At 64.4% G+C, this 22,465-nt stretch carries 18 protein-coding genes; 7 read left to right on the top strand and 11 right to left on the bottom strand.

The features are described from left to right. The first annotated feature begins 8 nt into the window (after window positions 1-8). The gene (locus ACT3TS_RS16990; protein ID WP_444532710.1) at window positions 9-1,457 is read left to right on the top strand and encodes a dihydrolipoyl dehydrogenase family protein; all 1,449 of its coding nucleotides are present in this window, start codon (window positions 9-11) and stop codon (window positions 1,455-1,457) included. A 524-nt stretch (window positions 1,458-1,981) separates the two neighbouring features. Here ACT3TS_RS16990 and ACT3TS_RS16985 read toward each other — a convergent pair. Continuing rightward, window positions 1,982-2,659, bottom strand: a complete 678-nt coding sequence (locus ACT3TS_RS16985; RefSeq protein ID WP_444532718.1) for a response regulator — start codon at window positions 2,657-2,659, stop codon at window positions 1,982-1,984. Further along, on the bottom strand, window positions 2,659-3,789 hold the full coding sequence (locus ACT3TS_RS16980) for a sensor histidine kinase (RefSeq protein ID WP_444532709.1): 1,131 nt from the start codon (window positions 3,787-3,789) through the stop codon (window positions 2,659-2,661). The genes ACT3TS_RS16985 and ACT3TS_RS16980 overlap by 1 nt, the downstream gene beginning before the upstream one ends. A gap of 260 nt (window positions 3,790-4,049) precedes the next feature. On the opposite strand from ACT3TS_RS16980, the gene ACT3TS_RS16975 reads away from it, so the two are divergent. Next, window positions 4,050-5,471: a serine hydrolase domain-containing protein gene (locus ACT3TS_RS16975; protein WP_444532708.1), complete on the top strand. Its 1,422-nt coding sequence runs from the start codon at window positions 4,050-4,052 to the stop codon at window positions 5,469-5,471. 348 nt (window positions 5,472-5,819) lie between these two features. On the opposite strand, the gene ACT3TS_RS16970 is transcribed toward ACT3TS_RS16975, so the two are convergent. Further along, entirely contained in the window at window positions 5,820-6,959 is a 1,140-nt protein-coding gene (locus ACT3TS_RS16970; protein WP_444532707.1) for a CAP domain-containing protein, read from the bottom strand. A gap of 25 nt (window positions 6,960-6,984) precedes the next feature. On the opposite strand from ACT3TS_RS16970, the gene ACT3TS_RS16965 reads away from it, so the two are divergent. Next, complete coding sequence (locus tag ACT3TS_RS16965) at window positions 6,985-7,542, top strand: hypothetical protein (RefSeq protein ID WP_444532706.1); 558 nt, start codon at window positions 6,985-6,987, stop codon at window positions 7,540-7,542. Window positions 7,543-7,598: 56 nt separating this feature from the next. Here the strand turns inward: ACT3TS_RS16965 and ACT3TS_RS16960 are convergent, their stop codons facing one another. After that, window positions 7,599-8,735 (bottom strand): serine hydrolase domain-containing protein, encoded by a 1,137-nt coding sequence (locus ACT3TS_RS16960; protein WP_444532705.1) that lies wholly within the window; start codon window positions 8,733-8,735, stop codon window positions 7,599-7,601. Between the two features lie 133 nt (window positions 8,736-8,868). Between ACT3TS_RS16960 and ACT3TS_RS16955 the strand changes: the two genes are divergently transcribed. Beyond that, entirely contained in the window at window positions 8,869-12,072 is a 3,204-nt protein-coding gene (locus tag ACT3TS_RS16955; RefSeq protein WP_444532704.1) for an alpha-mannosidase, read from the top strand. A gap of 156 nt (window positions 12,073-12,228) precedes the next feature. After that, on the top strand, window positions 12,229-14,172 hold the full coding sequence (locus tag ACT3TS_RS16950; protein WP_444532703.1) for an acyl-CoA dehydrogenase family protein: 1,944 nt from the start codon (window positions 12,229-12,231) through the stop codon (window positions 14,170-14,172). A gap of 68 nt (window positions 14,173-14,240) precedes the next feature. Here ACT3TS_RS16950 and ACT3TS_RS16945 read toward each other — a convergent pair whose 3' ends face one another. Together ACT3TS_RS16945 and ACT3TS_RS16940 are read right to left on the bottom strand one after the other, a co-directional pair. Continuing rightward, window positions 14,241-14,666 (bottom strand): universal stress protein, encoded by a 426-nt coding sequence (locus tag ACT3TS_RS16945; protein ID WP_444532702.1) that lies wholly within the window; start codon window positions 14,664-14,666, stop codon window positions 14,241-14,243. A 122-nt stretch (window positions 14,667-14,788) separates the two neighbouring features. Beyond that, window positions 14,789-17,635, bottom strand: coding sequence for an FAD-binding and (Fe-S)-binding domain-containing protein (locus ACT3TS_RS16940; protein ID WP_444532701.1), 2,847 nt, complete (start codon window positions 17,633-17,635; stop codon window positions 14,789-14,791). A gap of 275 nt (window positions 17,636-17,910) precedes the next feature. On the opposite strand from ACT3TS_RS16940, the gene rraA reads away from it, so the two are divergent. Beyond that, entirely contained in the window at window positions 17,911-18,387 is a 477-nt protein-coding gene (rraA, locus tag ACT3TS_RS16935) for a ribonuclease E activity regulator RraA (protein WP_444532700.1), read from the top strand. A 159-nt stretch (window positions 18,388-18,546) separates the two neighbouring features. Here rraA and ACT3TS_RS16930 read toward each other — a convergent pair whose 3' ends face one another. From ACT3TS_RS16930 to ACT3TS_RS16920, 3 genes are read right to left on the bottom strand one after another with little or no spacing between them, the layout of a single operon-like run. Beyond that, window positions 18,547-19,056, bottom strand: coding sequence for an acyl-CoA thioesterase (locus ACT3TS_RS16930; RefSeq protein WP_444532699.1), 510 nt, complete (start codon window positions 19,054-19,056; stop codon window positions 18,547-18,549). Beyond that, entirely contained in the window at window positions 19,053-19,772 is a 720-nt protein-coding gene (locus ACT3TS_RS16925; RefSeq protein ID WP_444532698.1) for a GntR family transcriptional regulator, read from the bottom strand. The genes ACT3TS_RS16930 and ACT3TS_RS16925 overlap by 4 nt, the downstream gene beginning before the upstream one ends. Beyond that, window positions 19,759-20,367 carry a GNAT family N-acetyltransferase gene (locus tag ACT3TS_RS16920; protein WP_444532697.1) on the bottom strand — a complete coding sequence of 203 codons (609 nt, stop codon included), beginning with the start codon at window positions 20,365-20,367 and terminating at the stop codon, window positions 19,759-19,761. The genes ACT3TS_RS16925 and ACT3TS_RS16920 overlap by 14 nt, the downstream gene beginning before the upstream one ends. Window positions 20,368-20,547: 180 nt before the next feature. Between ACT3TS_RS16920 and ACT3TS_RS16915 the strand changes: the two genes are divergently transcribed. Then, complete coding sequence (locus tag ACT3TS_RS16915; protein WP_444532696.1) at window positions 20,548-21,018, top strand: hypothetical protein; 471 nt, start codon at window positions 20,548-20,550, stop codon at window positions 21,016-21,018. A 29-nt stretch (window positions 21,019-21,047) separates the two neighbouring features. On the opposite strand, the gene ACT3TS_RS16910 is transcribed toward ACT3TS_RS16915, so the two are convergent. Continuing rightward, window positions 21,048-21,590 (bottom strand): acyl-CoA thioesterase, encoded by a 543-nt coding sequence (locus ACT3TS_RS16910; RefSeq protein ID WP_444532695.1) that lies wholly within the window; start codon window positions 21,588-21,590, stop codon window positions 21,048-21,050. Window positions 21,591-21,634: 44 nt separating this feature from the next. Further along, window positions 21,635-22,135, bottom strand: coding sequence for a DUF456 domain-containing protein (locus ACT3TS_RS16905; RefSeq protein WP_444532694.1), 501 nt, complete (start codon window positions 22,133-22,135; stop codon window positions 21,635-21,637). Window positions 22,136-22,465: the final 330 nt, after the last annotated feature.

The raw sequence follows: 22,465 nt of genomic DNA, 5'->3' as shown, positions 1-22,465 counted from the left end.
GAGCTTTTATGGCCGCCGCAGTTAAGCCGGATGCAGTTGACGTTGTAGTGCTTGGCATGGGGCCCGGCGGCGAGTCGGTGGCCGGGGAGCTGGCCGCGGCCGGCCTGTCCGTGGTGGGTGTGGAGTCCCGGCTGGTGGGCGGAGAGTGCCCCTACTATGGGTGCATTCCGTCCAAAATGATGATCCGGGCCGGGAACGTGGTGGCCGAGGCGCTGCGGGTTCCAGGGCTGGCCGGCAGCGCGCAGGTCACCCCCGACTTTTCCGTGGTGGCCGGGCGAATCCGTACCGAGGCCACCGACGACTGGGACGATGCTGTCGCGGCCAAGCGCTTCACCGACAAGGGCGGGCGCCTGGTTCGCGGCGCGGGGAGGCTCACGGGTCCCCGCGAGGTCACCGTTTCCATGCCCGACGGCGGCGAGCGCACCTTCCGCGCCCGCCGCGCAGTGGTGCTCAACCCGGGCACCAACCCTGCCGTTCCGGAGGTGCCGGGGCTGGCAGGCACCCCGTTCTGGACCAACCGGGAGGCCGTGAAAGCCGAGACAGCACCGAAGTCGCTGGTCATTTGGGGTGGCGGGCCCATCGCCGTGGAACTGGCACAGGCGTTCACCCGCTTCGGCACCAAGGTGACAATGGTGCTGCGGGGGTCCCGGCTGCTGTCGCGGGAGGAACCCGAGGCCGGCAGGCTGTTGGCTGAAGTGTTCCGCAACGAGGGCATCAAGATCCTGCGCAACAAGGACGTCACGGCTGTCATGCACAGCGGCGGGAAGTTCACGCTGGAGCTGGCCGGGGGCGCAGGGGAAATCTCCCGTCTCACTGCCAGCCAGCTGCTCGTGGCCACGGGGCGCACCCCGTCGCTGGCTGCCCTGGACTTGGCGGCCGCGGACATCGCGTGGGACGGGAAGGCTGCACCGGCTGTTGACCCGCACATGCAGCTGGCCGACGGCCTCTACTTGATCGGCGACGCCGCAGGGGCCGGGGCATTCACCCACATGTCCATGTACCAGGGCAACATCGTGGCCGGGCACATTCTCGCCCGGAAAGATGGCACCGGGGCTTCGAAGGAGCCGGACAGGGGCACGGCGCATACCCATGCGGTGCCGCACGTGACGTTCACGGATCCCGAAATTGGTGTAGTCGGCTTCACGCAGAAGCAGGCTGTGGATGCAGGGTTGTCCATCAGGGTGGGTTTCACCGAGCTGGGTGACTCCACGCGGGGGTGGATTCACAAGTCCGGCAACGAGGGCTTCATCAAGCTCATTGAAGACAGCAAAACAGGCATTCTGGTGGGTGCCACCTCAATGGGGCCCACCGGCGGGGAGGTGCTGTCGGCGCTCGCCCTGGCGGTGCACGCACGCATTCCGGTGTCCACGCTGAAAACCATGATCTACGCCTACCCCACGTTCCACCGGGCCATTCCGGAGGCCCTCGCCGCCTTGAAGCAGCCCTCCCGCCATTGAGAGCGGAGACGACGGCGGCTTGCACCTGTGTATCCGGGTCCCGGATATCCGGCCCCTCGTTTTGGGTTGCTTGTCAGCTGCCCGTCTCATCGAAGTTGGACCCTCGAGGTCCCAGACGGTGGCAGAATGGCCCACCCGTGGTGAGACGAAGTTGCTGCAGTTGCCTCATTCCAGGGGACCGAAACCTCGAATCCAACCGGTCATGGACCAGCTGCAAGCACGCCGCGCATTCCCTTATAAAGCAAGGCTCACCGGTACTCGCGGCACGGCCTTTGCCCCGCGTGATGGGACTACCTTTGGAGAGCGCCAAGTCCTTCGACTGGTCCCAATTTCATGGTTGGCCATTCGGCTTCAACCATGGAGCACACCACTGTGCCGCGGACGGCGCCGTTTTCGAAGCTCGTGTGTTGGATGACATCGAGGGGGGTGAGGAGAAAGTAGTCCGCACCACAACAATGAAATGTCCATGTTCCCCGGACCGAGCCGGACAGAGCACCTCCGTGTCGCCGGAGCTGTCAACGTGACTACAGGAGTCCTGCCTGATGCGCGAGTACTGCCGCCTGCACTCGGCGCTCCACACCAAGTCGCTGCAAGACATCGCTGACATAACCTTTGACGGTTGCTTCCGACAGGAACAGTCCGCGCGCGATCCCGGCATTGTCCTCGCCGCGTGCGATGCCCAGGAGGATGTCCCGTTGGCGTTGCGTGAGCCGGCTGACGGAACGATGTGCTTCGACCTGTCGAGCCATCGGCCCGGCCGCATTCTCCATCAACCAGCGCGCGACGACCGGGGAGAGCGCGGCGCCACCTGCATGCACCGTGTGCACGGCTTTGATCAGGTCTTCCGGGGCGCTGGCCTTGGTCACGTATCCGTCCACTGACGCCTCGACAGCCCGTCGCAAATACTCCGCGTCGGCGAAGGTCGTCAAGACGACGAGACGGGCAGTGACTCCAGCCGCCCGAAGGTCGGTGATCGCGTCCAGCCCTGAGCGCCCAGGCATCCGCACGTCCATCAGAACGACATCGCACCTGGCTCCTTGGACAGCGGGGACGACCCCGAGACCGTCGCCGTGCTCGAGGACGACCCGAATTCGAGAATCGTTCTGCAGGATCGTTCGCAGCCCTGCCCGGATCAAGGGTTCATCGTCGATCAGAGCAACGCGAATCGGCCCCTCCGCGTCCTCCTGTGTGATGGCAGGCATCACGGCGCGGGGATGATCGTCGTTGAGCTGACCTGGCCGTGCGCGAAACACACCTCATACACCTCGGTACGTTCAAAGGGGCTGAAGGTCGACTCGTAGTGCCGGCAGGTCCCCGACCCGAGCTGTCGTGGCGGCGACTCCATTTCCACAACCGGCAGTCGTGAGTGCGCAACGCTCTCAGGCAGGCCGATGCTGACCGCGGAGAAATCCGCTGGAGAAATGACGGATAGCGCCGCCTGACCGAGCACGGCTCCCACGGGAAGCACAATCATGAGTGAGGCTGTCGCCAAGGGAAGAGCTATCAGCATCCGACGTGTGCGACGACGACGACGTACAAACAGGCGGCGGGCCTCCTCGACCCCGGTGGGCGAGTGAAGTGGGACGCGGGCATGAACGAGCCACCCATCACCGCGGGGTCCGGTGTTCAGCGATCCACCGAGATCCTCGACTTGAATGGCAAGACCCTGCAGGCCCCGGCCGCTTCCCATCGTCGTAGCGGGCTGTTCGGCAGCGGCTTCGTTCTCCACGTCGATGACGATTTCGTCATGTTCGGTTCGGGCTCGAATCAGGATCGGGGATCCGGGTGCGTGGCGCAGCGCGTTGGTGCATCCCTCGCGCACGACCGCGAGGGATACGTCGCCGGCCAGAGATGAGGGCGCCGATCCCATTGTCGGGTCTTCGTTGATCCGAAAATCGATTTGCACCGAAGCACCCGCCCGGCGGATCGCGTCGACGATGTCCTCGATGCCCTCTTTGAGTCCGGCACCTTGCTTCTTGACGCTAAGCCCCGTGACCGATCGGTTCAACGATTCCACGCATTCGGAAATCGAGGCACGTAACTGTTCAAGACCAGATGTGAGTTCCTCTCCGGCGCGGGTGCGCAGGACAGCGGCCTCGATCGCGGCAAGTGTGAGGCGGTGGCCAAGGTCGTCATGGATCGTGCGGGCGAGCTCGGCGGCGTGTTCGAGGCGGATGCGCTGTTCGGTCTCAGCTGCTCGTGACTCCTTCTGAGCCGCGAGCTCCCACCCGAGTTCCGCCTCGCGTCGATGCAACAAAAGAAGACGCCCCGTGAGCACGGCGGCAACGAGGACGGGAAGAAGGATTGCGCCCCAGGCAAAGATGTCGGTCATGCTCTCCATTATCCGACCTCCACGGCCTGCGCACACCCCGCCATTCGGCGGGTTTTCGGCCCTGCTTTGACGGGCTGAACGGCCCTGCCGCACCATGCAGACACGCTCCTACAGTGGAATGCATGAACCTATTACCCTCCCCCTCCGCAGCGTGCGTGCTGCCTCGAAACAGGCGTCTTCGCAGGCCGGCACCGGCGCGTAGGCACTCAAGATCCCTCCGTCCGAGTCGGGTCGCCGCTGCCCGGCTTTCTCTCGCACTTGTGGCAGCGATCCTGATTCTGGCGGTGTCGAGCCCGCGCGCATCAGCCGAACCGCCAGAGGATGTTCAGGCATGGCTGGACGAAGTGAGCGCCAGCGGGGTTCCTGCGATGGCTGTCGTGGTCACCCGCGGTGACCACGTGGAAGTGGAAACAGGAGCGGGGCAGGTTGACGGTCACCCGGTCGATGAACACACCCCGTTCCGTATCGCGTCACTGTCGAAGTCGTTCACCGCTACCGCTGTCATGCAACTCGTTGCGGACAAACGCGTGGACCTCGATTCCCCCGCGGCTCAGTATTTACCAGGCCTGCGGCTCAACGATGGGCGCACCGAAAGCATCACAGTTCGAGAGCTTCTCAACCAGTCCAGTGGGCTCACTGACGCGAGCTTGGGTTTCAATCAGTACGCTGACGGGCCGAGGTCACCACGCGAAGCCGGTGTCCTCCTGTCTCGCAGCAGCTTGGACTTTAACCCTGGGTCAGACTGGGCCTATTCGAATCCCAACTATTGGATATGCGCGTGGCTCATCGAAGAAGTTACAGGCATGGACCTGGGGACCTACCTGCACCAAAGGGTCTTGGGCCCGCTGGGCATGGAAGAGACCACAAGTGCAACCACCAGCGCCCAAGTCCGAGGCGTCCATGGAAACGCGTACGTCTACGGGCTGCCGATCCAGGTCGATGCGCCCGATTTCATGGTTGCCGGTGCCGGGGGCATGACCTCCACCGCCCACGACATGGGCATTTGGCTTCGGTTTCAGCACGGCACACTGTCAGGTGGCGAAGCGGTCCTCTCAACGAAGATGCGAGATGAGATGCACCGCCGTCAAGCCCCCGAAGACGGTCTGTACGCACTGGGCTGGTGGAGCGGCCCACCGGCAGATGGCGGTGTCGAGCGGGTCTCGCATTCCGGAGTGGGAGCCGGCACCAGTGCCTATCAGGGGCTCTTTCCCGATGAGGTCGGCGTAGCAGTCCTACAAGCGAGCGCTGCCCCGGAAGCATACGACGTCGCAGCCGCCCTGTATGAATGGTCCTCGACAGGAAAGCTCGAAGGTGTGCCGTCAGCACCGGGCGCGGGCCGCGACATCATCATCACCCTCATCACCCTCGCTCTTCTCGCCCTGTGCGCGCGAGGGATCTCGCGGAGTCGGCGCTGGGCGACGGGTGCCAGGAAGACCCGTGCTGCCATCGCGCTCGGGTCCAGTGCCACCATAGCCACGGTGATGTTCACCATTCCTCTCTGGGGCTCCACCCTGCTGGGACGCACGGCGGCATGGCCTGTTCTGTTCGCAGGAGCACCGATCCCAGTCATTGCCATATTCGTGGTTGCAGTCGGCCTTTGCCTGCTGACCATCGTTCGCCTAGCCCACCTGCTCCAGGATGCTGCAGTGCATCACCGGAGAACCAGGCTGACGCTGGATTAGGGGTCAGCCGATTGCCTGTCTTTAAATTCATTTCGACGATTCTTGTGATTTGACTAGTCCCCTGTGTGACGGTTCCTGTCCGGGCCGGGCATTTGGGTGCGCCTGACGGCAAAAATACATCCAGATTTGCCGATTGAACGCCTAACCCCCATCGAAACAGATCAGCTATGCAGCCAATGCCGGGTTCGAGACACCGTCACGGCAGCAGCGTGTTCACGCCGACCCTCACACACCCAGATAAGCTGGCAAGTCCCGCCACGGATTACCCGCCCCATACCGGCGCAGAGGGCCTCGAAGGCACCGATTGCGCAGATCCACTCATTGGTCCACTTTTGTTGAGACAGGACATCAGCTCCCCAGTCGGAGCGGTGTCCAGCCGCCCGTGCCGATTTGTGAGCGGGTGCCGAACCTGCCCTTCAGAATTGCATAGTGATGCAGGTTTCCGGCGCCGTCACGGGCCAGGACGCCCCAGGCGTTGGTTCCCAGGTGGTTGGAAATCCCGGACAGGTGGGTCATGCCGTTCCAGCCGGTGCCAATCACTTTGCGTGACTCACCCACGAAACCGCCAGTTCCTGTGCCCCGGTAAAGCAACAGTTGACCGGCTGAATTGCGGGCCGCAAGATCAGTCCGGCCGTCGCCGTCGAAATCCACTGCCACGATGGTCAGCGGGCCCCAGCCGGTGCCAATCCGGGTGCGGGCCAGCCACCCTTTTCCATTGGCGGAGGGGTAGTGGAAAAGTTCGCCGGTTGCGCGGTGCTTTGCCACGATGCCGGGATATTTGTCGCCACTGCGCCATTTGGTGGCGATCATGTCGTAGGGGCCCCACCCCGTGCCGATGCGCACCGTCGCAGCAAGGGTGCCGTTTGACTGCCCGTAGCTGGCAGTGAGCCGACCGTCTTTCCACTTGGCAATGATGTCCTGGCGGCCGTCAGCATTGAAGTCAACGATGTCCAGCTGTTGCACGCCGCCCCATCCGGCCGAGATGAATCGCCGCTGCCACAAGTCCCCACCCTTGGCGGAACCGTAAACGAAGAGGTTTCCTGCCGGGTCGACGGCGGCCACGTCGCCATTGTTGGCCACGGGAACCGGGGCGGGTTTCGGTTGCACGGCCCGCGACGCCGCATAGCCGGCCAAATTGGCCACCACAACGCTCATCCCGCTCCAGCCGGATTTTGTGGTTTTGACCTGCCCGATGCCGATGTCGGTGGCACGCTTGTCCAGCAACGCGGCACGGTGGGCTGGGGAACCCATCCACCAGTCAACTATTTGCTGGGGCGTGGTGTTGATGCCGATGATCTCCGAGTACATGTCCGCGCCGTGTGGCAAAATTGAGCGCCCGGCATCGGCCCTGTGGATTTTGTTCATGTCCAGGGTGCCGTTGTTGATCCGTGTGTTCACGGTCGCGGCCCACTGTTGGGACCCGGTGGCTATGGTCTTGTTCCACACCAGCGGCCCGGCGCCGTTGGCGGCCCGTTGGCGGTTTGCCAAGATAAGGACCTGAACAAGGAAGGCATTGCCCGGGGCAGGTGCGGCAAAGGCTTTCGCCGCAGGAAGCGGTGCTTTCGGGCTGACACTTGCAGGCGTCGAGGGCGCAGGGGTCTCGGCAGGTGCCGTGGTGACGGGAGCAGGCACCGACGGAACGGGCGGTGCCGTCGTTGAAGGCGCAGGTGCCGACGTGGCTGGCGCAGGCACTGTCGGAACAGCAGGCGCCGACGTGGCAGGAGCAGGCGCGGTGGTGACAGGAGCAGACTCCGTCGGCACGGGAGGCGACGACGTGGCAGGCGCAGGTGACTCGGCAGCAGGCGTTGATGTGGCCGGGGCGGGCTCCACTGGAACTGCAGGAGCCGACGCGGCAGGAACCGAGGGCACTGAAGTGGCCGTCGTGGCAGGCGCAGACTCCACCGTCTTCGCTGTGTCGGGGCTGGCGGGGGCCGCCAGAACAGGGCCGGCTCCCGAGACCAAAAGAACCGCAGTGAGGGTCAGCGCCGCGAAGCGGCGGGAAATTCTTCGCATATTTAGTGCCTCGCGTTTTTGTCGGTCCCCACGGGTCCGGGCAGCCCTCTCATATTAGCCATCAACAGCGCCAGACTGTGCTTTAACAGGGTCGTGCTTTATAAACGCCAGGCGCTAGGCCATCAAAATCGCCTTGCGCACGGCGGCGCTGAGCTGCATGCCGCGGCCGGCCGTGCCGCCCTCCTCATTCCATGCCGGGACGTAGCCAAAGCCGACCCCGTACAGGGGGTCCGCAAATCCCAAAGATGCGTTGGCGCCGTCGTGCCCGAAAGCCTGTGCGCTGCCAAAGTCCATGCGCGGGTTGGCCTTCATGAACGTGACGGCAAATGAGCTGATCTCGCAGAACACCCGGTCCAGGCCCCACACCTGTTCCTGGCTCATGAGCGCAATGGTTTCCGGGGTCAGGAACGGCGGCAGGCCGTCAATTCCGGTAAGGGCGCCGGCATACACGCGGGCCAGCCCGTCGGCCGAGCCCACACCGGCGCCACTGCAGCTGCCGGCGGCGCGGACGCTGCGAATGTTGGGCAGGCCCAGCAGATTGCCGGCCTGGACATTTCCGGCCACCCCGGCAATGGAGTGCGGGTCGAAGAACGCCGGGGCGGGCTGCTCGTCGAACAGGACGGGGCGGAAGCGCGACTCCTCTGATTCGGGCAGCCCCAGGAACATGTCCGCCGCGTACGGCGCCCGGATGCGGCGGTCGTAGACGTCCTGCAACCGTTCCCCGGTGACGCGGCGGCACAGCTCCTCCAGGAAGACACCCATGGTGAGCGCGTGGTAGCCGAACGTTCCGCTGTCCGGGCGCCACATGGGAGCCATCGAGGCCAGCCGGTCGGCGACTGCGGGGAGGTCGTTGTAGTCCTCCATGGCAAAACCACCCTGCACACCCACCAGTCCTGCCTGGTGGGACAGCAGCTGGCGGACCGTCACGGCACCCTTGCCGGCTTGCGCGAACTCGGGCCAGTACGTGGCAACTGTCGCGTCCAGGTCGACCAAGCCGTCCTGCACCAACAGGCTGAAGGCAAGCGCAGACACGCCCTTGGAGCAGGAAAATACGCCCGTCAGCGAATCGGCGGCGGAGTCCGGCCCGCCCGCCAGGTCAACCACCCGGGTGCCCCCAAGGTAAACCGCCACCTGCGCGCTGTAGCGGGGGTGGGCGTCGAGCATGGAATCAAAGAGCTCCCGGACCCCGGCGAACTGTTCGGTGGCAAGGCCCTGGGATGCGCCGGCGGCCGGCAGCTGTGTGGATGTCATGGAACCACTCTAGGGAATGCCGGGCGGCACAGAAACCGGCAGCACTCCCCGCCTCATGCGCCACCCGCAAGGGCTGCCCCACTAGACTGGAAATTCAGCCTCCCCGCCACCCGTTTCCGGAAGGTTACTGCACATGCATGACAAACACGGCCTGATCGAAAACCGGCTCAAGCGAGTCCTGGTCGAGCGGATCATCCCGGCCATCCACACACCGCTGGCCCCGCTGGAACTGACGGCGTGGCATGTGGACGGCGGTCAGGGCGAGCCGGTTCCGCCCTCAGTTGCCCTGCCCTCGCTGGGGACGGACGGCGGCTCCCGCCAGGAAACGGACACGGACGACGACGGCGCACACGCAGGCGGGCCGCTCACCAACGGTGCCGACTACCAGCCGTTCTCGGTGGGCCAGCCATGGGGGCCGGCATGGGGCACGAGCTGGATTCACCTCACGGGCACGGTGCCGCCCGAGGCCAGCGGCCACGAGGTTGAACTCGTGGTGGACCTGGGCTTCAGCCAGTCGTGGCCGGGTTTCCAGGCCGAGGGGCTCGTGTACCGGCCGGACGGGCGCACCGTCAAGGCGCTGAACCCGTTCAACACCTGGGTGCCCGTGGCCGGCAACGCCCAGGACGGCACGGCGACAGGCGGGGAGACCGTGGACCTTTATGTTGAGGCCGCCGCCAACCCCTTCGTGTTCACCGACAACCCCTTCATCCCCACCCAGCTGGGCGAGAAGTCCACGGCCGGGGACGCCCCGCGCTACACAATGGCCCGGGCGGACATCAATGTTTTTAACACAGACGTGTGGGAACTGGTGCAGGATCTCGAAGTCCTCGACCAGCTCCAAGCCGAGCTTGATTTGGGCAACCCGCGCCGTTGGGACATCCTGTATGCGCTGGAACGCGCGCTCGACGCCGTGTCCCTGAACGACATTCCCGGCACGGCCGCCGCCGCCCGCGCGCAGCTGGCCGAGGTGCTGGCGCAGCCGGCCAACGCCAGTGCACACCAGATCACGGCAATCGGGCACGCACACATCGATTCGGCCTGGCTGTGGCCCGTTCGCGAGACCGTGCGCAAGGTGGCCCGGACGACGTCGAATGTGGTGAATCTGCTGGCGGAAAACCCCGAGTTTCAGTTCGCCATGTCGTCGGCCCAGCAGTACGAATGGCTGAAAGAACACCGTCCGGAGGTGTTCGCCAAGGTGAAGGCCGCAGTGGCGGAGGGGCGGCTCATCCCGGTGGGCGGCATGTGGGTGGAGTCTGACACAAACATGGTCGGCTCGGAGGCGATGGCGCGCCAGTTCACGTACGGGCAGCGATTCTTCCGGGAGAACTTCGGCATCGAGTGCCAGGAAGTGTGGCTGCCGGACTCCTTCGGCTACTCCGCCGCGCTGCCGCAAATTGTGAAGCAGGCAGGCGCCAAATGGTTCCTGACGCAGAAGATCTCCTGGAACACCGTCAACAAGTTCCCGCACCACACCTTTAATTGGGAGGGGATCGACGGCACCCGCGTGTTCACGCATTTCCCGCCCGCGGACACCTACAATTCCCAACTCTCCGGCCAGGAGCTGGCGCACGCCGTGAGCAACTTCCGGGACAAGGGGGCAGCCAAGAACTCGCTGGTGCCTTTTGGCTGGGGCGACGGCGGCGGCGGACCCACCCGTGAAATGCTGGCCCGGGCGAAGCGCACCCGCGACCTTGAAGGCTCCCCGCAGGTCACGATCCAAAGCCCGGCCGAGTTCTTCACCGCGGCCCAGGCCGAATACCCCAACGCCCCCGTGTGGAAGGGCGAGCTGTACCTGGAGCTGCACCGCGGCACCTACACCTCCCAGGCACTGACGAAGCAAGGGAACCGTCGCAGCGAACACCTGCTCCGCGAGGCCGAGCTGTGGAGCGCCACGGCCGCCGCACGCGGGCTCATCGACTACCCGTACGAGGAGCTCGACAGGATCTGGAAGCTCGTTCTGCTCAACCAGTTCCACGACATTCTGCCCGGATCCTCGATCGCCTGGGTGCACCGCGAAGCTGCGGAGCAATATGCCAAGATTGCCGATGACCTGCAGGAAATCATCGGCACGGCCACGGTCGCACTGGCACCGTCTCTCGAGACCGCTGACCGGCAAATTGAGGAATCCACTCACTTCAATGCCTCCCCCTACCCCCGCCGCGGCATCGCCCCGCTGAGTGCGGGTGTCCCGGAACCCGCCACGACGCAGGTGACGGTTGAGCGCGACGGGGGCGACAACGGAGAAATAGTCGTGCGCAATGGGCTCATCACCGTGCGCTTCGGCGCGGACGGCGTCATCAGCTCCATCGTGGACGTGGCCGCCAACCGCGAGCTCGTTCCGGAAGGCCAGGGCGCCAACCTGCTGCAGCTGCACGCCGACTTCCCGAACATGTGGGATGCGTGGGACATTGACGAGTTTTACAAAAACACGGTCACGGACCTCCGCGAGCTCGATTCGATGGAAGCCACGATAGGGTCGAGCCAAGCCGAGATCGCCATCAAACGCAGCTTCCGCAAGTCACACATCACCCAGCGCGTGCGGATTGCCCCGGATTCGAAGGTCATCACGGTTTACAACGACGTCGATTGGCACGAGCAGGAGACGCTTTTGAAGGCAGCGTTCCCGCTCGACGTGCACGCGGACCACGCCCGCTTCGAGACGCAGTACGGCCACATTCAGCGCGCCACGCATGAAAACACCTCGTGGGACAACGCCCGTTTTGAGGTGTGTGCGCACCGCTGGGTGCATGTCGGCGAGCCCGGCTTTGGCGCCGCTGTCATCAACGATTCCACGTACGGGCATGACGTTTCCCGCCATCCCGGGAGCAAGGGTTCCAGCTTCACCACGGTGCGACTGTCACTGCTGCGCGGGCCGCGCTTCCCCGATCCGGAGACGGATCAGGGCCCGCATTCCTTCACTTACGGGCTCGTGGTGGGCGCCGGCGTGCAGGACGCGGTGGCCGCCGGCTATGCCATCAACCTGCCGTGGCACGGCACGAGCGCTGATGGCGCCGACGTCGAACCGCTGATCAGCACCGACTCCCCCGCGGCGCTCATTGAGGCCGTGAAGCTGGCTGATGACCGCAGCGGCGACGTCATTGTGCGCCTGTACGAGCCGCTCGGTACTCGGGCCCAGGTGACACTGTCGGCGTCGTTCCCGGTGATTTCCGTGGTGGAGAACAACCTCCTCGAGCAGCCGTACGACGCCGGATCCGTCACCGTGGGTGCCCCGGACGGTGCCGGATCCGTCGGCAGCGCCGACAGCACCGGACCGATTCAACTTGCCCTGCGCCCGTTCCAGATTCTGACCCTGCGGTTGCGGAAAGGCGCTCAATAAACCGCTGCCGGCCGGCGGGGCCCGGCGGGCAACGGGGCGGCGCAGTCCAGGGCCGACCCTAGCCGCCGTGCGTACTGCGGAGTAGGCTCGCATCAATCGAGCTATGCACCGGATCCGCAAGCCGGCAGTGTCCGCGCCGGCGGAAATGAGGAAGCCATGTCCCCGACCGTCGGCGAGCATGTCACTGCTGAAGACGCCAGAACCGCTGCCGAAGCTGCCCGGGAAACAGCCTGGGTGCGTCCAAGCTTCGCCAAGGGCCTGTATCTGGGCAATTTTGACGTTGACCTGATCCACCCCCACCCGCAATCTTCCGCCGGCGACATGGAGCGGGGCGAAGCGTTCCTGGACAAGGTCGAGGCGTATGCCAGGACCCTGGACGGTGCGCGGATCGAGCGGGAAGCAAAAATCCCGGACGAGTATTTGGCCGGATTGGCCGAGCTGGGCGTGTTCGGCATGAAGATTCCCGTCGAATATGGCGGTCTTGGCCTGAACCTGAGCTACTACGGCAGGGCGCTGGCCATCCTTGGCAGTGTCCACCCAGCCTTTGGTGCCCTGGTGTCAGCCCACCAATCGATTGGCGTGCCGGAGCCGGTGAAAGTATTTGGCACAGCCGAGCAAAAACAAAAGTATCTTCCCCGCTGCGCCGCAGGGGCTGTCACGGCATTCCTGCTGACGGAACCGGATGTGGGTTCCGACCCTGCCCGCATGGGTTGCCTGGCGGTGCCCTCTGAGGACGGCTCGGAGTACATTTTGGACGGCGTGAAGCTGTGGACCACCAACGGCGTCATTGCCGAACTGGTGGTGGTCATGGCGCTTGTCCCGTCCCGCGGGCCGGACGCGGCCGGCCGCAAGACCGGCGGAATCACAGCCTTTGTGGTCGAGGCGGATTCCCCGGGCATCACGGTTGAACACCGAAATGAATTCATGGGGCTGCGCGGCATTGAAAACGGTGTGACGCGCTTCCACCAGGTGCGCGTACCGGCCGAAAACCGCTTGGGGCGTGAGGGCCAGGGTCTGAAGATCGCACTGACAACGCTGAACACCGGGAGGCTCTCCATCCCGGCCATGGCGGCCGGCGCCGCAAAATGGTCGCTGAAGATTGCCCGCGAATGGTCGGTCGCGCGCACCCAATGGGGCCTGCCAGTGGGGCAGCACGAGGCCGTGGGCAAGAAACTGGCATTCATGGCCGCCACCACTTTCGCCCTGGAAGCGGTGTTTGAGCTGTCAGCCGCACTGGCCGACGCCGGCATGAAGGATGTGCGCATCGAGGCCGCCCTGGCCAAATTGTGGTCCTCGGAGTTCTCCTACAAATGTGCCGATGAACTCGTCCAGATCCGCGGCGGCCGCGGCTATGAAACAGCAGCCTCCCTTGCCGCCCGCGGTGAACGCGCCGTTCCTGCCGAACAACTGCTGCGGGACCTGCGCATCAACAGAATTTTCGAGGGTTCCACCGAGATCATGCACCTGCTCATTGCCCGCGAAGCCGTGGATGCGCACCTGGCAGCTGCCGGCGATCTGGCTTCGACCACGGCCACCCTGGCGGAAAAGGGCAAGGCAGCCATGGGTGCCAGCGGCTTTTACGCCAAGTGGCTCCCGCAGCTTGTAGTCGGCAAGGGCCTGGACCCGCGGTCATACAACGACTTTGGCCCGCTCGCCAAGCATCTGCGCTTTGTGGAGCGTGAGTCGCGGAAGCTGGCCCGCCAAACGTTTTATGCCATGGGCAGGTGGCAGGGAAAGCTTGAATACAAGCAGGCATTTTTAGGCCGGATAGTGGATATCGGCGCCGAACTCTTCGCCATTTCCGCCTGCTGCGCACGGGTGGAAATGCTCCGGCTCAAGGACCCCAACCAGGGCCGTTCGGCACTGAAGCTGGCGGACGCCTTTGCCTGGCAGTCGCGGCTCCGCGTGGAAGCGTTGTTCAGCGAGCTCTGGCACAACACCGACGACGCAGACAAGTCACTGGCCGAGGAACTGCTGGCCGGTAAATTCAGCTGGCTGGAAGAGGGCGTGCTTGACCCGTCGGAAGGCACCGGCCCCTGGATCGCCGATGCCTCCCCCGGCCCGTCCGTCCATGAAAACCAGCACAGGAAATACCGCTGACCGCCCGCCACGCGCAGAAAACCCCCGTAGCATGATCGCTGCGGGGGTTTTCTGTGCTTGGCGGGTGTCTAGCCGTCGGTCTTGACGATGTACACGTCGCACGGAGCGTTGTGTGACACGGCGTTGGCAACCGAGCCCAACACACGCTTGAGTCCCTGCATGCGGACGTTGCCCACAACGATCAGTTCGGCCTTGGGCTTGGCGGCCTCGTCGAGCAGGACGTCGGCGGGCTTGCCCAGTGCCGAGGAGTATTCGGTCTTGACGCCGCTGATCTTCAGCTCTTCCGCGACACGCTGGGCAACACGCTCTGCCTCATCCGCCGTGGAGAGGAACCACTCGTCATTGCCGATGGCAACCTTTTCGGTCTTGTCCTCGCCAAACGCCGTCACGACGCGCAGCGTGCGGCCCGTGGCCTTGGCCAGTTCAGCTGCCACGCGGGCAGCCTTCATGGACGTTGTGTTGCCGTCTACGCCGACAATGATGATTCCAGCCATTTGTTTCATCCTTTGGTTGCTTCGAAACACCGGCGCATTTAGGCGCCAGCACCACTCTTGTCCCCCACTTTAGCCACAAAACCGGGCATTTTGGCGTTAACGTGCGCGAACTTACGTTACTGTTACGTCGGCACCGTGACGTCGGCCAAAATTTCCAGCACGTGGCGGTAGTCCTCCCCCGTGGCCCGGGTCATGCCCAACTCGCAGGTCCTGTTGCACGAGGCATGCGCGACGGCGCCCATCGCCACTACATCGGCGGCCTGTGCCTCCGTGGCCGAGGCTGTGAGTTCCGGATGCAGCATGCCGCGGTCGCCGGCAAAGCCGCAGCAGCCCCAATTGTCGGGCACCTGCACCGAGTCCGCCGCCGCTTCGGCCAGCTGCACCAGCGCAGGGTTCAGGCCCAGGCGCACGGATGAACAGGTGGGATGCAGTGCCAGGGATTCCAGCCGGGTCCACCCGCCGCCCAGCAGTGGCAGCAGCCGCTCGGCCGTGAACGCAACGGCATCCACCACCCGCAGCGGCTTCTGCCCCGGCGCCAGCTCCTCACTTTCAATCGTGTGCAGCAGCCCCTCGGTGCAGCTGGACGCGTCGCAAATGATCTCCAGCTCCCCGTCCCGCGTGGCCGCCCGCAGCACGGCAAGCGTCCGCGCGTGCATCTCGGCCAGCCCGGCCGCCATCCCCTTGGACGACCACGGCGTCCCGCAACACGCACTGTCGATGCCCTCCGGAACCAGCAGCTCCACCCCCGCCGCAGCGCACAGCTGCTCGAAACTGGCCTGCACGCCCGCCGACCCCGCCTCGGCCGGGCCAAACATGACGTTCACGCAGGCGGGGAAATACACGGCTGCCGGATCCCCGGCAGGTGCCGGCCGCCGTCGCCCCTTCCCTCCCCCGGGAAGTTCAGACGAATACAGCGGCAGGGTGTCCGCGCCAAGCACCTTGCGCCCCAGCTTGTTGGCGGGCTGCACGACGGCGGACGGCACCTTCGCAGCCGCGCCCAGTGCCAGCCCGGCACCCTTCGTGACGGCGCCCCAGTGCTTGGCGGCCGTGCCCCAGACACCGTTTTCAACGGCGCCGGCAGCCTCGGCGCGCAGGCGCTTGACCATGGTGCCGGTGTTGATGTCAACGGGGCAGGCGGTTTGGCACATGCCGTCAACGGCGCAGGTGTCCACGCCCGCGTAGTCATAATCGGCGGCGAGTGCGTCGGCCAGCTCCGTGTTCCCGTCCCGGCGGGCGGCCTCCATGTCCCGCAATGTCACAATGCGCTGGCGCGGAGTCAGCGTCAGGTTCTTGCTGGGACACACGGGCTCGCAGTAGCCGCAGGAGACGCAGCGGTCCACCTCGGGATCAACGGCCGGCGGGGCGGCTTTTATATGGCGCAGGTGTGCCACGGGGTCGTCGTCGAGGAGCACGCCGGGGTTCAGCATGCCCCGGGGGTCGCAGAGTGTCTTGATCCGGCGCATGACCTCGTACAGTTCGTCGCCGTACTGGCGGCGCACGAACGGCGCCATGACGCGGCCGGTGCCGTGTTCGGCCTTGAGCGATCCACCCTCGCCGAGCACCACATCCACCATGTCCTCGGTGAATGCGGCGTAGCGGTCAAGCTCGTCCGTGCTTTCAAACTTGTCGGTGAGCATGAAGTGGATGTTGCCGTCCTTGGCGTGGCCAAAGATCACCGAGTTCTCGTAGTTGTACTTCTCAAACAACGTCCCAAGCGCCAGGCAGGTGCGGCCCAGCACGGGCACCGGCACCACGACGTCCTCCAGCAACGCCGTGGTTCCTTGCGGATGGGCGCCGGCCACCGATGTGTACAGCCCCTTGCGCAGGTGCCATAGCTCGGCGCGGATCTTCGCGTCGGAGCTGAACGCCGCCGGCCCGTCGAGCCCCAGGGTCCCGGCGAGCGCCACGGCCTTTGCGTTGAGCCCGGCAAGTTCCTCCGGGTTGCCGCTCTGGTATTCCACGAGCAGGGCCGCGTGCTGGTCCACGTTCAAATCCCGCACGACGCCGGGCACCTGGGTCAGCCCCTGTCCCACCTTCAGCGACAGCGAGTCCATGAGTTCAACCGTGGCTGCGCCGCTGTCCACCAGTGCCGGCAGGGCGGTGTTGGCTGCCTCGAGATTCTTAAAGACGAGCAGGCCGGACGTGGCGTGGGCCAGCCGCGGCACGGTCTTGAAGACGGCTTCCGCCACAAAGCCCAGGGTGCCCTCGCTGCCCACGACCAGGTGCGCCAGGATGTCGACGGGGTCGGTGAAATCAAGGAGTGAGTTCAGGCCGTAGCCCATGGTGTTTTTCATGGCGAACTGGCGTTCAATGATGGCACGGGACTTTGGATTGCTGCGCACGCGTTCGGCAAGTTCGCCCAGGCCCTTGTGGAGTCGGGGTTCCAGCGAGCGCAGGCGTGCCGAGGCGTCTGGGGCGCCCGTGTCGATGACGGTGCCGCTGGGCAGCACGAGGGTCAGCGATTCGAGCGTCTGGTAGGCGTTGTCAATGGTGCCGCAGGCCATGCCCGAGGAGTTGTTGGCGACCACGCCCCCGATGGTGCAGGCGGCCTCGCTGGCGGGGTCGGGCCCGAATTTGCGCCCGTACCGCAACAGCCGGGCGTTGAGGTCCCGCACCGTAACCCCCGGCTGCACGCGGACCCGGGTGCCGCCGTCGAGCACGTCAATGGCCCGGAAATTCTTGCGCACATCCACCAGCAAGCCGCCACTGACGGCCTGACCACTCAAACTTGTTCCGCCCGACCGCAGGGTCAGCGGCAGCCCGCGGGCGGCGCTGACCACCATCAATTTGGCCACTTCAGCAGCATTTTCCGGGACGGCCACGGCTTGCGGAACCAGGAAAAAGTGGGAGGCGTCGTGCGCGTTGGCGTGGCGGTCAAGCGCCCCCGTGCGGGTTTGTTCCGGCGTTCCCATGGCGGCCGCGACCTCCCGCAGCAGCTCTCCATTTAACGCTGCCGCATTCCCGTCCATTACACCTGTCTGCACCGACATTGCTGCCCCTCTGATCATTCACGCGTCTGCCTTCATGCATTCGCAGTGCCTCAAGTTCACCGCATCGAGTCCCGTGCCACAAATTTCCGGCACCAAATTCCAGTCATCACTTACCAGGCATCGGGCCACTGCGGCCTGCGACCGGCCCGGCAGCCATGGACTCTCACGCATTGCGCCACACTTTCGGGCATCTCCCATTCCCCCGACGACTTGCCCCTATGCTATTCCCAACAGCCACGAGCAATGGGAGTCCCATGACAATCTCCACAGCAGACATCTATGACGAGCGCGGACCCGAACTGGCCTCGGTGTCGGTGCAGTTTCGGGATTTTGGTGCTGTCGCCGCTTTCAGTGGGCCCGCCCGCACCGTCCAGTGCCTGGAGGACAACGCACTGCTGAAGGCCACGCTGTCGACTCCCGGCCACGGGGCTGTGCTGGTTGTCGACGGCGGGGGATCACTTCGCACCGCGCTGATGGGCGACATGATCGCGCAGTCGGCCGTGGACAACGGCTGGTCCGGAGTCATCATCCAGGGCGCCATCCGTGACAGCGTCAGGATGGCAACCATGGCACTTGGAGTCAAGGCGCTGGGCACCAACCCCGCCAAGAGCAGCAAAAACGGTGCGGGCAGCGCCGATGTTCCTGTCCAGCTGGGTGAGGTCACCATCCACCCGGGTGCCATGATCTATGCCGACGCGGACGGAATTCTGGTGGCACCCGCACAAAGGTAGCGCCCGGTTTGCCGGGAGCTCCGGAGCTCCGGGCTGCCCGCAGCGCGGGAGCGCCGTGAAGTGCGGGAGCTCCGATTCCTTTTTTGGCACAGTCGTGCCTGAAAGTGCTTCGCCGGGCTCCCCGAACTTGCCGAAGGGATTCGCGACCCCGCGGAGGGTTCAAGCCTTGAAGTTGGCCGGCCCCCGCAACGGTTCCAATTGCGCCTTCTTTTCCGCGGAAAGCCGCACCAGGGTGCCGCTGGGTTCGTGGAAGAACGCGAGCACCGTTTCAGCTATGACACATTTGACGTCCGTGACGGGATCGAAAATGCCGTAGGCGACGGTAAAGCTGGCCCCCTTCACCGCACTGACCCACACTTGAACTGTCGCAGCAATGTTGCGGTAGTTCAGCGGGGACAGGTATTTGACCCGGTGCTCCACCACCAGCGCCTGCACGTCCGCGTCAAGCTCGGAAAAGATTGGCAGCGCCACATCGATTCCGGGCAGACCTGTTCCGGCCGGCGGCCCAAAGGCGTGCACCCTGGCCTCCTCGAGAATCCGCAAGACCTCCACATTGTTGATGTGCCCATAGGCGTCCATGTCTCCCCAGCGCATGGGGACCTGAAGCGTTAGCCGCCGGTCGTCGTCGAACTTTTCCTGCACGGTCTGTTCCTGCCGGGAATTCATCATGATCCTGCTCTTTCCGCTGGCATTGCCGCCAACACCTGGGTTTGCGCCGCCTCCAGATAATGTCCGAGTTCCGCTGCAGCAAGAGCACCCTGCCCTTCGTTCCACAACGAGAAAATTTGCGCATTCTGGGTGCTGAAGGGCGCATGAAATGACGGTTCGTCGGCCATGGCATGAAAAACCAGACGCATCTCCGCTTGGATGTGCGCCATCAGCGCGTCAAGGCGTGAGCTTTGGGCCAGCGCCACCACCAGCGCGTGAAACCTTTGATTGGCCGCAGCCATCCCGGCCACTTCAAGGCGGTCGCGCGCAGCGAGCCCCTGCCGCACGGCCTCGGCCAGCGGCTGCCCATCCCCGGGGCGCCGGTCCTGGAGAAGCGCGGCAGGTTCCAGCACCCGGCGAATCCTGTACATCTCCTGCACATCGGCGAACGACGGTTTTGCCACGAACACACCCCGGTTGGGAATGCGCGTGATGATGCGTTCGGCACCAAGCGCCGCGAACGCCTCGCGCAGGGTGTTCCGTGACACTCCCAGGGCTTCGCCCAGCGACTGCTCCGACAGCTTGGCGCCCGGACGCAGCCTGCCATCCATAATGGCAGCCCGCAATTTTTGCGCCACGGCGCTTCCCGTGTGGGCGTGGGTGCCATTCGCCGCACTGTCCACAACACCCGGCAGCGGGCCTGACGACTGTGACTGCCCCGGCTCAACCACGTTCACGGGCCAGCCATTCGCGCTTCAGGATGGCGTAGTGGCGCAGCGTGATCCATTCGCCCTTGCACCAATCGGCTTCCACAAAGGTCGCTTCAAGGCGCATGCCCAGACGAGCCATCAAGGCGGCCGATTTTTCGTTCCTGTCATCGCAAATTCCTTCGACCCTGTGCCAGCCAAAATGCGTGAATGCAATTTCAAGGGCGGCCGCGCAGGCGGCGAAAGCAACCCCTCGGCCCTGGACGGCGGGGCTGAAGACAAAACCTATCTCTCCGCGCCGCCAATTGCGGGCATCCCACTTCAACAGCACCTCCCCCACAGCTTCTCGCGACGATCCATGTTCCACCGCCAGGTCCAGCCACTGCCCGGGGGTGATGAAATCCCGTTGTGAAACCATCGCCGCGACCGTCAATTCCGTGTCGGCCATCGCATGAGGCTGGTGCGGAAGATAGCGCGCGATCTCTGCGAGCGACCTGTACGCGTTCACTGCAGGAACGTCGGCCGGTGTTACGGGGCGCAGGCGTACTGCGGCCGCACGGGTTTCGGCATGGAACGGGTAGTCAGGTTGCGTGGGGACGGGAATTGTTGAAGCGTCGGAAGACATGTTCAGATCCTAGTGCGAATTCCACAGGCTGCCCCCGACAGGCGGCAGTGCGCGGGTTTCGCGCAGCTCCTCGGTGGCTGCTTCAGCGTCTTTTCGGGTCTTTCAGGGACTTTTCAGCACGGTCAGGAGGCTTGGAAGTTCTCGCGGGAAACAGTCAGGGTCGTTCGATAGCATGGCTCCATGTCTGCCGCTCCAACAACCCGCCGCCGCGTGGAACTTGTCCTGGTCCCCCTCGTTGCTGCTTTCTGCATGGCCGTCATCATTGGCACCATCGTCTTGGACCGCGATCGCGGCCAGTGTCCCTCCCCCACTTGGAACAACAACGTCACGCTCTCTTTGGCCGGCAGCGTGCTGAACAGCGCCAACGCTGCAGCGATCACGGCCTGTGCAGGGGCGGACTGCACTCCGACAGGACCGGTTTTTGCCAAAAGCGCTACCGGAAACACCCGGGTTCTCACACACCAAGACGATGGATCCTGGCTGTTGACGTTGGGGGCGCAACCGCCCAGCGCCCTCAACTTCCGGGTGTACGACCAGAATGGCAAGATCTTGGCAGCACAGTCCACGGCACTGAACTGGACGAGGGTCTCAGGCAACGAACGCTGTGGCGGCCGCATGGCTGGCATGAACGTCGTGCTCGACGTCCCCTAACGCCTCTGCCTCCATTGCTTGCGGCCGGTTCACCACAAATGCGGGGCAGCCTTGCGGGTACTGGGGAGCGCATTGTTTTCGCGCCAGTCATGCACCCACGGGGGAAGCTCAAGGTCCTGCGGCGGCAGGCCAAATTCCGCAAGCACTTCAGGCATTGGAACCGGACCGCCCTTTGCCACAAAGCGCATGCACACAGTGGATTGGGCGTATATCTCCCCGCCCACGACCATTCGCTGCTCAAAGTAGAAGCTGCGTTCATCCGTGCCGATGATCCGAGTCTCCACCGTATAGCCCTGCCAAAGCTGCAGCGACTTTCTAAATGCAATGGTTTCCGCACTGACCACGGGCTTCCACCGCCGCCGCAACATTCTCTGCCAGGCACCGCCTCGCATCATCAAGTCGATGCGCCCCAAGTCCATCAGGGAGAAATACATGCCATTGTTCAGATGGAAGGCGACATCCATGTCACTTGGCCAGACCCGCATGGGAACGCTTGATTTGCTCCACAGGCTGGCAGTGGGCCTGCGCCACGAACGAAATATATGGAAGAGGGAACGCAGAAGGAGATGCATGGCTACATGTTACCCGCGAGTAACATGCGTTGCGGGGAGTGACGCTAGCGATTGACGAAGTGGATCAAAACTCCGGCCACCCAGGTTCCTGCGGCCAATGACGCAAAGCCAAACTCTGCCAAGATCCCCAGTCCCGTAGCTTTCAACGCGGCCACCGAGGACGAAATGGCCGGCCGAACTTCCTTTTGCCTGGCAAATTCCGACAAGAACAAGCCCAGGGCAAAGCCAACGAGCAGTCCAACCACGGGGATCACGAAGAAGCCAACGACGCCCAGCACCAGGCCAATCACGACAGACCGGCCCGGAATCGATCGCCGCTTCATCACCCGCCCCGTCAGGACCGCGCTCGAGGCCATGCCCGCCGCCACAAAAAGTATCCCGATGCCAAAGATGATCCAGCCCAGCGGCGAGCCCAGTATGAGGGCCCAAACAAGCAGGCTAATGGCAATCAAGATGCTGCCCGGCAGTACGGGAACAATGATGCCGGCTGCCCCCACGACTATTGCCAGTCCGCAAATTATGGTCCAAATGATCTGTGCGTCCATCCTGCAATGGTGCCACTGATTTCGCGCCCCAGTGTCCTTGTGAAGGGTCGACGGCGGTTCTCGCGTTCCGCGAGTCACGCCGGTTGGCCGGGTGTTTGGGCCGGGCGCTTTGGCTGTTGGGTTTCGTCCAGTGGAAGTGGGCCGTTTCAGCGCTAAGAATTAGGCCACCTCGGCGCGCCTTTCGTCCATTCCGGCAGCTGGCCATTCCATGAGGGAAATTTAAGTGCCCCGGTCGATTTGATGCTGAAGGATTCTTGGTGGAGCCGCGGACCGCAGGATCCGCCCGCGGTGCACGGTGCTTGTAGGCCTGAGTGGATGCGTCGGGATCCA

The sequence above is a fragment of the Specibacter sp. AOP5-B1-6 genome (genome assembly GCF_052376555.1).
Lineage (GTDB): Bacteria > Actinomycetota > Actinomycetes > Actinomycetales > Micrococcaceae > Specibacter.
The sequence above is the reverse complement of the archived record's forward strand: the minus strand, read 5'-3'. Positions and strand labels throughout refer to the sequence as shown.

What these genes read in the sequence shown, in the direction of transcription:
- ACT3TS_RS16990 (WP_444532710.1), top strand. Translation starts at nt 9, where the DNA reads ATGGCCGCCGCAGTTAAGCCGGATGCAGTTGACGTTGTAGTGCTTGGC.
- ACT3TS_RS16945 (WP_444532702.1), bottom strand. Translation starts at nt 14,666, where the DNA reads ATGGCTGGAATCATCATTGTCGGCGTAGACGGCAACACAACGTCCATG.
- ACT3TS_RS16940 (WP_444532701.1), bottom strand. Translation starts at nt 17,635, where the DNA reads ATGGACGGGAATGCGGCAGCGTTAAATGGAGAGCTGCTGCGGGAGGTC.
- ACT3TS_RS16920 (WP_444532697.1), bottom strand. Translation starts at nt 20,367, where the DNA reads ATGTCTTCCGACGCTTCAACAATTCCCGTCCCCACGCAACCTGACTAC.
- ACT3TS_RS16980 (WP_444532709.1), bottom strand. Translation starts at nt 3,789, where the DNA reads ATGACCGACATCTTTGCCTGGGGCGCAATCCTTCTTCCCGTCCTCGTT.
- ACT3TS_RS16985 (WP_444532718.1), bottom strand. Translation starts at nt 2,659, where the DNA reads ATGCCTGCCATCACACAGGAGGACGCGGAGGGGCCGATTCGCGTTGCT.
- ACT3TS_RS16915 (WP_444532696.1), top strand. Translation starts at nt 20,548, where the DNA reads ATGTCTGCCGCTCCAACAACCCGCCGCCGCGTGGAACTTGTCCTGGTC.
- ACT3TS_RS16905 (WP_444532694.1), bottom strand. Translation starts at nt 22,135, where the DNA reads ATGGACGCACAGATCATTTGGACCATAATTTGCGGACTGGCAATAGTC.
- ACT3TS_RS16950 (WP_444532703.1), top strand. Translation starts at nt 12,229, where the DNA reads ATGTCCCCGACCGTCGGCGAGCATGTCACTGCTGAAGACGCCAGAACC.
- ACT3TS_RS16930 (WP_444532699.1), bottom strand. Translation starts at nt 19,056, where the DNA reads ATGATGAATTCCCGGCAGGAACAGACCGTGCAGGAAAAGTTCGACGAC.
- ACT3TS_RS16910 (WP_444532695.1), bottom strand. Translation starts at nt 21,590, where the DNA reads ATGCATCTCCTTCTGCGTTCCCTCTTCCATATATTTCGTTCGTGGCGC.
- ACT3TS_RS16955 (WP_444532704.1), top strand. Translation starts at nt 8,869, where the DNA reads ATGCATGACAAACACGGCCTGATCGAAAACCGGCTCAAGCGAGTCCTG.
- ACT3TS_RS16960 (WP_444532705.1), bottom strand. Translation starts at nt 8,735, where the DNA reads ATGACATCCACACAGCTGCCGGCCGCCGGCGCATCCCAGGGCCTTGCC.
- rraA (WP_444532700.1), top strand. Translation starts at nt 17,911, where the DNA reads ATGACAATCTCCACAGCAGACATCTATGACGAGCGCGGACCCGAACTG.